The 8942-nt window shown below is 30.4% G+C and carries 9 protein-coding genes; 5 read left to right on the top strand and 4 right to left on the bottom strand.

Annotation, left to right across the window (positions count from 1 at the left end):
- From ACVC2P_RS12560 to ACVC2P_RS12550, 3 genes are all read right to left on the bottom strand, one after another.
- Positions 1-367 (bottom strand): hypothetical protein (locus ACVC2P_RS12560; RefSeq protein WP_452598812.1); only part of this gene is annotated, 367 nt, incomplete at its 3' end.
- 105 nt (positions 368-472) lie between these two features.
- Positions 473-1060 carry a hypothetical protein gene (locus ACVC2P_RS12555; protein ID WP_452598811.1) on the bottom strand — a complete coding sequence of 196 codons (588 nt, stop codon included), beginning with the start codon at positions 1058-1060 and terminating at the stop codon, positions 473-475.
- A complete protein-coding gene (locus ACVC2P_RS12550) occupies positions 1053-1595 on the bottom strand; it encodes an RNA polymerase sigma factor (RefSeq protein ID WP_452598814.1) in 543 nt (180 codons plus the stop codon). The genes ACVC2P_RS12555 and ACVC2P_RS12550 overlap by 8 nt, the downstream gene beginning before the upstream one ends.
- 184 nt (positions 1596-1779) lie before the next feature.
- Here ACVC2P_RS12550 and ACVC2P_RS12545 point away from each other — a divergent pair, with 184 nt between their 5' ends.
- Both ACVC2P_RS12545 and meaB read left to right on the top strand, forming a co-directional pair.
- Complete coding sequence (locus ACVC2P_RS12545) at positions 1780-2334, top strand: DUF2911 domain-containing protein (RefSeq protein ID WP_452598810.1); 555 nt, start codon at positions 1780-1782, stop codon at positions 2332-2334.
- A 5-nt stretch (positions 2335-2339) separates the two neighbouring features.
- Positions 2340-3419, top strand: coding sequence for a methylmalonyl Co-A mutase-associated GTPase MeaB (gene meaB, locus ACVC2P_RS12540; RefSeq protein ID WP_452598813.1), 1080 nt, complete (start codon positions 2340-2342; stop codon positions 3417-3419).
- Positions 3420-3643: 224 nt separating this feature from the next.
- Here meaB and ACVC2P_RS12535 read toward each other — a convergent pair whose 3' ends face one another.
- Complete coding sequence (locus tag ACVC2P_RS12535) at positions 3644-5662, bottom strand: zinc metalloprotease (protein WP_452598809.1); 2019 nt, start codon at positions 5660-5662, stop codon at positions 3644-3646.
- A gap of 432 nt (positions 5663-6094) precedes the next feature.
- On the opposite strand from ACVC2P_RS12535, the gene ACVC2P_RS12530 reads away from it, so the two are divergent.
- The 3 genes from ACVC2P_RS12530 (at position 6095) to ACVC2P_RS12520 (ending at position 8897) form a co-directional block, all read left to right on the top strand.
- On the top strand, positions 6095-6802 hold the full coding sequence (locus ACVC2P_RS12530; RefSeq protein WP_452598808.1) for a hypothetical protein: 708 nt from the start codon (positions 6095-6097) through the stop codon (positions 6800-6802).
- 686 nt (positions 6803-7488) lie between these two features.
- Complete coding sequence (locus tag ACVC2P_RS12525) at positions 7489-8241, top strand: sensor histidine kinase (RefSeq protein WP_452598807.1); 753 nt, start codon at positions 7489-7491, stop codon at positions 8239-8241.
- 11 nt (positions 8242-8252) lie between these two features.
- Complete coding sequence (locus ACVC2P_RS12520; RefSeq protein WP_452598806.1) at positions 8253-8897, top strand: response regulator; 645 nt, start codon at positions 8253-8255, stop codon at positions 8895-8897.
- Positions 8898-8942 lie beyond the last annotated feature (45 nt).

Below are 8942 nucleotides of genomic sequence, written 5' to 3'. Positions count from 1 at the left end.
CTAAGTTTTTTAAGGCTTCTAGAGAGGTGTTATCTAAATTACGCATTTCAGTTATTTCCCATAACCCTCCAGATTTGTTAGATTCTATTGTTACCTCATCTGTTGTTCCATTAATATTTACTTTCCAAGCTTTTAATGCTTTCTGCAATTGCTCTTTTGTTAATTTATCGCTTTCCATATAGGCTTCTACTTCTATATAGTTTTTATTCCAGGTATCGACTTCTATGTCTGTATGTGTTGTATTTAGGTTTATAACAACATCTTTATTTGCTTTTATAGACTGCGATGCTTTCTCTAGTTTTTGCTGAGCAGACAGACTAAATGTCAACAAGCAAATGGTGATTAATTTTATATTTAAAAATTTCATTGTTTTGGTTTTAATTGTAATGCAAAATATAATCTACATTACCTATTCGTTTTTTGATTTTTTTTGTTATGTTTTATACGATTATAATTAATAACATGCTCTCTTTTAAGCTTGTTCTACTTCTATAGTTTTTAATCGTTTTAATTGCTCTTGAAGGCGATACATTAGGTTTAAACGTAATTTCAAGTTATTTATTAATGCATTTACGGTTAACTCATCTGGTCCGTTTGCTAGTTCTAAAGACAGTCTATTATATTCTGTATTTAGCTCTTCTAGTTTAGCTATGTAACCATCAAATAATTCTTTATTTTCTGGTGTTATTTTTACTTTAGATAGCTCTAAGTTAATGTTAGCTACATAATAGTCTTCAACCTTTTTAAATTCTGGAGAAATATCTCCTAATGTTGTAATTTTTTTTGCTTCAGATTCTTTTTTAGAGTCTTCGCTTTTATTTACAACTTCTATAGGCTCTATCGTTTCTGTATCTCCATTAAATACTTTATATGCGCCATAACTTATTCCTAAAATAATTACGATGCTTGCCGCTATATTTAACCAGCTAAACTTAGGTTTGTTTTGTTGCGGTAAGGCTGTATCTAACTTATCTAAAAAACGAGCTTCGTGTCCTTGCTTCATTTTTTCATTTGTTAGTTTGCTATCCTCCTCAAACAATTCTCTTATATCTCTAGCCATAGCTTTTTTGTTTTAATAAATCTTGTAATTTTATTTTTCCTCTAGATAATTGTGTTCTTGATGCTACTGCCGATATCTTTAATATTTCTGCAATTTCCTGATGGTCGTACCCTTCTATTAAAAAAAGCATAACCACATATTTATATTTATCGGGCAATCGCTCTATTGCACTTTTAATATCATCTAGGGTTGTATCGTCTTCTACTAACCATTTGCTATTATCTACAGTATCTACGACTTTTAGGTGCACCTCATCTAACTCTACTAAGCGTTGCTTTTTTAGTTTTAGATAGTCTATACTTTTATTAATAACAATACGTTTTAACCAAGCTCCAAAAGTAACATCTCCTTTAAATTGATGCAGTTTAGAAAAGGCCTTAATAAATGATTCTTGCACTACATCTTCTGCCTCGGCAGTATTAGCTATAAAGCGTCTGGCTACACAATACATACCATCGCAATACTTATTATACAATTGTAATTGCGCTTTACGATTGTTTTGCTTACACAACTTAATAATATCTGTCGAGACTATTTTCACTTTTGGTTTTTGGTTGTTGTTCTCACTAAAGACGACACAAAAATTCTTGTGTTGCAAAAAAGTTACATTTTTTTTCTAAATCTATAAGAAAGCTACAAAATTTTGCGTTTTTATAACAGTTATTATTTATAAACTGTATTTTTTTGAAGTATCTTTATCCTTTCAAATTTTTAACGTAATGAGCATTTTTTTAAAGCGCCTTATAGTTCTATTATCTGTAGTTGCTGTAGGTGTATTTTGTTACTCCTATTTTACTGGAGGTATATTTAATAAACCTTTAAGTCCTAAGAAAACTGTAAGTTTTTCTGTAGATGATATTGAGTTAGAAGTGTTTTATAATAGACCCTCTAAAAGAAATCGTGTGGTGTTTGGTGCTTTAGTTCCTTTTAATGAGGTATGGAGAACAGGAGCAAACGAAGCAACTACTTTTGAAACCAATAAAGCATTAAACATTAATGGAAAAATACTTCCTGAAGGGAAATATACACTTTGGACGATTCCTAATAATGATTCTTGGGATGTTATTTTTAACTCTAAACAATACAAATGGGGTGTAGATGAAACTATGAAAGCCATGAGAAATCCCGATTTTGATGTTGTCGTTTATACTGCTCCCGTACAAAAACTTAACACTACAGTAGAACAGTTTACCATTGCTTTTGATAATTCTACAGATAATTTATCGTTAACTATGGCTTGGGATGACACTAAAATTGTTGTGCCTTTAAAATAAAATAGATATTGAATTTAGAGTCTAAAAAATCTGCGTTAAAGGAAAACGATGGTATTTCTCCTCCAGAAATAACCAATGCCTCGTCTATTTCTAAGATTAAATTAAAACGTAGAACGCAACCTAGTGCAGAGGATTTAGTTAAAGCCATTATTAAAGGAGATATTACTGCATTAAGTAGAGCTATTACTTTAGTAGAAAGTAGAAACAGTAAGCATTTAAAAAAAGCAAACGCCATTATTAAGCAGTGTTTACCTCATGCTAATGCATCGGTTAGAGTTGGTATAACGGGAGTTCCTGGTGTTGGAAAAAGTACTTTTATTGAAGCTTTTGGTAATTACTTAACTAGTGTTGGTAAAAAAGTTGCTGTACTTGCTGTAGACCCAAGTAGCACATTAACAAAAGGAAGTATTCTAGGGGATAAAACCCGAATGGAGGATTTAGTTAAAAACAAAAATGCTTTTATTAGACCTTCTCCTTCTGGCGATTCGCTCGGTGGTGTAGCTCGTAAAACACGTGAAACTATTATATTATGCGAAGCCGCTGGTTTCGATACCATTATTATAGAAACTGTTGGTGTAGGGCAAAGCGAAACGGCTGTACATAGTATGGTAGATTTCTTTTTACTCTTAAAATTAGCTGGTGCTGGAGATGAGTTACAAGGTATAAAACGCGGTATTATTGAAATGGCAGATGCTATTGCTATTAATAAAGCAGATGCCGATAATATAAAACGGGCAAAACTTGCAAAAGTAGAGTTTAATCGTGCCTTACATTTATATCCTGAAAAAGCTTCTAGTTGGCAACCTAAAGTAACAACTTGTAGCGCCATTAATAAAGAAGGGATAAATACTATTTGGGATATTATTACTGAATATATTTCTATAACCTTAGCAAATAACTATTTTGATACTAAACGTAACGAGCAAAATAAATTTTGGTTATTACAAACTATTGAAGAGCAGTTAAAACATGATTTTTTTAACCATTCTACCATAAAAGCAGAACTTAATAAACAGTTAGCTTTAATTGAAGCTAATAAAACGACGCCTTTTGCTGCAGCCGATTATTTATTGAATTTAAAATAGTATTTGTATGCAAGTAAAATACTTAAGCTTCAATTCTTAAAAAAGCTTACATAGAGGTTCTTTATATTAAATAAAGAGGCACATTAATAATAGTATTCCTCCTATTATAAACAGAATACGCTCCAAGCTAACCATAACTACTAACACTCCTTTTTGTGCTATAGATGTAATTCTATTGATAATAATACTATTACTAAGTACCTCTTACTGTTATAAGTTTATTATTATTTTTGCTTTTCTACTTTAAAAGCAAAATGTTGACCTCCTATTTGTTTTTGCTTATTGTATTGTTCTACTTCAAATTCAAAAACAGCTTTATTATACTTTAAGCGCTCTGGGTTTTTAATAAACTCTATATCTAAGGCTAACGTTTGTGAACTGTCTAATTTAAAATCTAATAATTGTGCATTTCTATCCACTACTAAATAGCCTTTATTGGTTTGTTCTATTCCTTTAGTTTTTAATTGCCCTGTTTCTTTTAGGTATTTTATTAAAGGGCTCTCTGGGCTAATATATAATTCACCGTTATTTAATATATTTTTAATTCTTGGAATATCGAATCGTAGTGTATATACCTTTGGTGTTCTTGTATAGTTAGAGACCAGTACAGAAGCGTATCGCCCTCCTGAAGGGATACTTACTGTTACATTTTTCCAAACTATATTATTATTATTTTTAACATTATTACCTAAATTGGTAGTTTCTGGAGAAGTCATTCCATAAGGAGCCGTACTACTTGTTTCTATTCTAGATAATAGGCAAAAGTGCGCTTTATCTGCTCCAAAAGCAGCATAGTCATTAGGGTTTGGTGTATTATTCCATTGAAACTCTAAAATAGTATAACCAGAACCACTTACTGCCCCAGTAGGTTGTACGCCTAAAGGCGACCCATAAACTGGAGACCCTACACTTCCATCCCACGGTGTTGGCCAACTTAATCCCGTAGATGCCTTCGCCCAATATAATCTTACATTAGCGCTTGCAGATGTAGTACAGCCTCTATTACGTACTTTTACATACACGTAGTTTGTAGCTCCACCTATTGGGTTTTGGTGTTCTTCATTAGTTAAGCCATCGTTACTGTTTCTTACCCATATATCTTCGCTTCTATAAAACCTAGTAGATTCATTATTAGGTTCATTTCCAACATCTGCATCTGTATCTTTAGAGAATAAATCGGCTCTTGCTATTGCTGGCGGTGGTATATCGCCTTGAGAACTTACAATACTGGCTCTTGTTGTATACAATACAGCGTCCATACGTTCAGACTGTCCTAATGTAAACATCGTCATACAATTGTCGTTTACATAATCCATAAAATTCATATACATATCGCCGTTTGGCCCATTACCACAAGTTATTGATGGAAAAGATGGACAACTATAATTAGGACCTGCTTGGTTTGGTGTATCTGCAACATGATCACTTCCTGTACAAGCGTTACCATCATCACCCCAAATATGCCTTAAATTTAGCCAATGCCCAATTTCATGTACTGCTGTTCTTCCCATATCAAAAGGAGCTGTTGCTGTTCCTGTATCACCAAAATATTGATAATCCATTACCACGCCATCTTCATCTGGTCTAGATGCAAAATCTGAAGGAAAAGAACCGTAACCTAAAAGTGTACCCGATAAATTACAAACCCACATATTTAAATATTGGCTAGAGTCCCAACCATCTACTCCTCCACTACTCGCAAATTTCACAGGGTTTCTTGACGTTTCCGTAGCTGCAAATGGATTAAAGCTAAATGTAACTGTACTAGTATTTGTTCTTGTAATTCCAGTAGTTGGATTACAGTTTTCATCTCTTTGCGCTAATTTAAATTCAATTTTAGAATCTGCAGCTAAGCCACTAAAAGCAGATGGTATTGTACTTACATCTGCATTGTTACGTCTAAAATCTCGATTTAAATTTGCTATTTGACTTTGTATTTGTGCATCCGATATGTTTTCTGCACTTGTATTATATACCACATGCACTACTACTGGTATGGTAACGACTTGAGATCTAAAGTTAGATAAACCGCCTTGTCTTATATTCTCGACATAGTTAGTAATTGTATTTTCTAAATTACGTTCGTTTCTGGCAAATTCTGCATCATTCTTTATACGTTCTTGGTAACCGTTCATGGTTCCACAATTTCGTTCTCCTTTAATTCCTGTTTGGTCTTTTATTGGACCACATGCACACATACATAGTAAAAAAAGTACTAGTGCTTTAAGTTTTTTTGTTTTCATAATTAGTATGTTTTATTATTAATAGCGTATTTATTATTTTAAATACACTACAAATTTGCATACTACACCACTTAAAATCAATAGCTTAAAACCTGTTTCTTTTATTTTTTTAACGGCTTTAAAAGAGGGAAAAGACTTTTGTAGGTTTAAGGGGAAACACTTAAAGGTATATTAAATGATATAATAAACAGAGGGTCAAATACATATAATATTTTACAAAAACAAAAAATACTATTAACCTTAAACTCTTTTTGCATAAAGGATATTACCTATTTAATATAAGGAAAAACACCCTATTATTTATAACAAACAAACCTAAAAACGCTGATTATCAATTACTTAAAAACAAACATAAATACTTATGTTTTTTAATCACGTTGAAACTACTTATAATTATACTAAATTTGCATAAACCAAAAACCCTCCATAATTATGAAAAAATTTTATCCCTCGTTAGTTATTATACTAACACTGTTATTAATTATTGTAACTGGCTGTAAGTCGCTTCCAAATATAGATTACCCAAGTAATCCTAATGAAACGTTACAAGGCCACCTTATTACAAAAGAACGCGCATTAGCAATAAAACAGCAATACGATTCTCTTAGGTTGGATTTATTTGAAGACAAGTTAAAAGATGTATACCATGATGATTTTGAAGACACCCAATTTGTATGGATCTCACTAGATAAAATGAAAGCGTACATTAAATATTTAGAGCGAATTCAAAGAAAAAACAGAGATAAAGATGTTTCTGGTATACGTGTTTATTTTGCTGCTTATCCTAATAGAACAAACGAAAAGTACCCAGGAAATCAAACGAGTTTTATGGTACCAACTGTAAAAACAAATTTTAATGATCCAGAGTTTAACATTATGAATCATTTGCCTTTTGTTATACAGCCTTATACACCTAATGATCCTATTAAGGGAGACTTTATTCCGCTTGAAAATTTAATGATAGATTATAAAAAAGAGGATAGAATGACTTTGTATAATAAAACTAATGGGCTACAAAAAACTGCAGCTCGTTCCTCTCAAGCTATTAGTAGCTCAACAGCAGCTGCAGCTCAAGAAAATAATACAACTAAGACCATTTTAAATGAGTTTAATTTGGCTCCGCCACCTAAAGATGATTAATATTTAAGAAGTTATGAGCCTCGAAAAATTAGTTGAATTATTACCAAAAATAGGATCTATATTAGTATATGTTACCGCTATAACTGGAAGTATATACTATTATAAATATAAACATACATTTTTAAAATATTTTTTAATAATACTCTGGTATGCAGCTATCAGTGAAAATGTAGGGTATTACTTGAAAGAATTCACTAGTATTAACAATACAATTCTTTATAATATATATCATTTAATTAATTTTTCTTTTCTTTTACTTTTATATAAAAGATACATTGAAAAAAAGGCTTATAAAGTATGGATAACACGATTTCTTATAATTTATACAATTAGCTTCTTTCTTAATATGTTGAAACAAAACTATTATGAAGAAGTACAAACGATACCATTTATTATAGGTGGAATTTTTGTTATAATTTGTATTATTTTCTATTTCTCAGAAATTTTAAATACAAATAAAATATTATACGTTTCTAAAAATTTACTATTTTGGATTAGTATAGGTTTATTACTGTATTTAGTTAGTAAAATACCAACAAGGTTTATTAATGATTATTGGTACGAAATACCGTACTTTGATAAAATAAGGTTATCAGGTTTTATTTTAGCTCTAGCTATGAACATTTGTTTTATTATAGGTTTTATATGCAGTCAAAAAGACAGTAAATATTAATATCATTAAATTTATGAATGAAGATTCAAAAGCTATACAATTAACTATTTTAATAGCAATAGGGACTTTAGTCTTTCTTTGTATAATTATTATTATATTATTTATAATTTTTCAAAAAAGAAAAAACAACTTACTACTAGAACAAAAAGAATCAGAAAAACGTTTTGAGCAAGAAATAGGAAAAACCCAAATAGAAATTAGAGAAGAAACCTTTAGAAACATTAGTTGGGAGCTTCATGATAATATTGGACAATTAATAACACTTGCAAAAATACAATTGCAAAACGGCGATACTATTGAGTCGGTTTTAGAAACATTAAATAAAGGACTAAAAGAACTAAGAACCTTATCTAAAGCTATAAATCCAGAAGCTTTAAAAAACATTTCTTTAGTAACGGCAATAGACCAAGAAATAAATAGATTTAATCGCATTCAGTATATAGATGCCAAACTAGAAATAATAGGAGAACAAAAAAAATTAAACCCAGAAGTAGAAATTGTATTTTTTAGAATATTACAAGAGTTCTTTTCTAACACTATAAAACATGCCAAAGCAACAGAACTAAATGTTATTATAGATTATAGAGAAACAAGTATAGATATTACAGCTAGAGATAATGGTAAAGGGTTCGATAAAGACAATTTAGATAGTGTAGGTATTGGTTTAACCAATATTTGCAAAAGAGCACAACTTATTAATGCCAAAGCTACAATAGAGTCTGTTGTAGGAGAGGGCACCTCTATACATATACATTATGTATATTAATACACTTACAAATGGAAACACATAAAATAGTAATTGTAGAAGACCATATGCTATTATCGCAAGCGATAAGTAGTTTAGTAAATTCGTTCGATAACTTTAACGTTTTATATTTATGTAAACACGGTAAAGAATTAGTGACAAAACTAAAGACCCCAAAAAACATTCCAGACATTGTACTCATGGATGTTAATATGCCTATTATGAATGGTATTGAAACTACAGAGTATTTAAAAACCAATTATCCAGATATTAAAGTTATAGCGCTTTCTGTTGAAGAAGAAGAAGATACTATTATAAAAATGCTAAAAGCTGGTGCCAAAGGGTATTTACTTAAGGATGTAGAAAAAAGTATTTTAGAGGAAGCTTTAAATGAAGTTATAAATAATGGATACTATCATACTAAAGATATTTCTAATCTTCTTATTAGTACTTTAAATGAAGATTATAAAGATTCTAAAATACAGTTAAAAGACAGAGAAATAGAATTTATAAAACATGTTTGCACAGAATTAACTTATAAAGAAATTGCTGAAAAAATGTTTTTAAGTCCAAAAACTATAGATGGCTATCGTGATGCCTTGTTTTTTAAACTGCAAGTAAAAAACAGAATTGGCTTAGTTATTTATGCTATAAAAAATAAAATTATAAAGCTTTAAAGTAGAATGGTATAAAGCTAATTTTACAAAAAATTAGCTTTATAC

Source organism: Pontimicrobium sp. MEBiC01747, from assembly GCF_053601635.1.
The sequence above is the reverse complement of the archived record's forward strand: the minus strand, read 5'-3'. Positions and strand labels throughout refer to the sequence as shown.